Source organism: Streptomyces sp. NPDC002306 (assembly GCF_053593435.1).
Genome location: NZ_JBSFCK010000061.1, coordinates 1 through 1,120, shown reverse-complemented (window position 1 = coordinate 1,120; position 1,120 = coordinate 1). Strand labels below are relative to the sequence as shown.

The following is a 1,120-nucleotide window of genomic DNA, read 5'->3' as shown; positions in this document are numbered from 1 at the left end:
GTGCCGGCGGTACAGTCCGCGGCGGAGACCTACGGTCCCTGTCGTTGCCGTCGCGCCAGTTGTTGTTGTCGCGCCAGTTGTTGTCGTTACGCCAGTTGTTGTTGTCGCGTTGGCTGTTATCGTCGCGCCAGTTGTTGTCGTGGCGTTCGCCGTTGCCGTAGCTGCGTTCGTCGTCGTAGCTGCCGTTGCCGTCGCCGTAGCTGCGTTCGTCGTCGTAGCTGCCGTTGCCGTCGCCGTAACTGCGTTCGTCGTAGCCGTTGCCGTCGTAGCCGCCGTCGCCATAACCGCCGCCGTCGTCGCCGTCCCCGCCGCCGTCGTCGCCACCGTCATCCTCGGTGGGCGTCATGATGGCGGAAACAGAATCCTGCTCTGCGGTGGCGGCAAGCGCGCTGGAGGGAACCACTGCGCCACCTACAGCGAGGATGGCCGAGGCTGAAAGCATCCAGAATCGGTGTGGCGGAGATGAACTAGGCATAGCAATTCTCCTTCCCTGCATTAGATTGGAAAGCTGTTGTGAGCGGCCCAGTCGATTGGCGGCTCATCTGGCGTATGAGTGTGGCCGAGCTATCGATTCTCGGCGGATAAAGGAACGCGCAGGTGATAATCCTAAATTGAGTCTGACTGCCGGTCTCCGGCACGCTCGGCAGGTGATATTGCGTCAGCCGAACACTCTTAAGTCGAAGCTCGTGGACTCGACCGAGCGACATCTCAAACGTCGCGGATGTGAGAGCCCATATCGATGGGGCTGCGCCGCTGACGAGGGTCTTCGGTATAGCGCCGGTATCATCAGAATCTCACTGCGGCAACCCTGCTGCATCTCGGGAGGACGGTTTGCAGGTGAGTAGAATCCCGGCCTTTAGTTGAACGGCGCGCAGATCGTTGCGACCCGAGATGGGCCGGCTGTCGGCGTCGGCTGAACTCTGGTTCTGGATCACTTTTGGTGCAGGTCTGACGTAGGGTTACTGTCGCGGGTTTTGCGGCAGGTGGGTCAGCGGGCGAGGAGGATGCGCTTGCGCAGGAGGTCAAGGCCGGCCCGGCCGAACATCTGCCGCTTCAGCATCTTGATCCGGTTGACCTGCCCCTCGACCGCACCCGAACTGAACGGCAACGTCAACCCCGC

The 1,120-nt window shown here is 61.7% G+C and carries 1 protein-coding gene; it reads right to left on the bottom strand.

The genetic code is table 11. The annotated features are described in order from the left end of the window. A partial coding sequence (locus ACWCQK_RS39175) for a hypothetical protein (protein WP_451163591.1) occupies positions 1-442 on the bottom strand: 442 nt, incomplete at its 3' end. Positions 443-1,120: the final 678 nt, after the last annotated feature.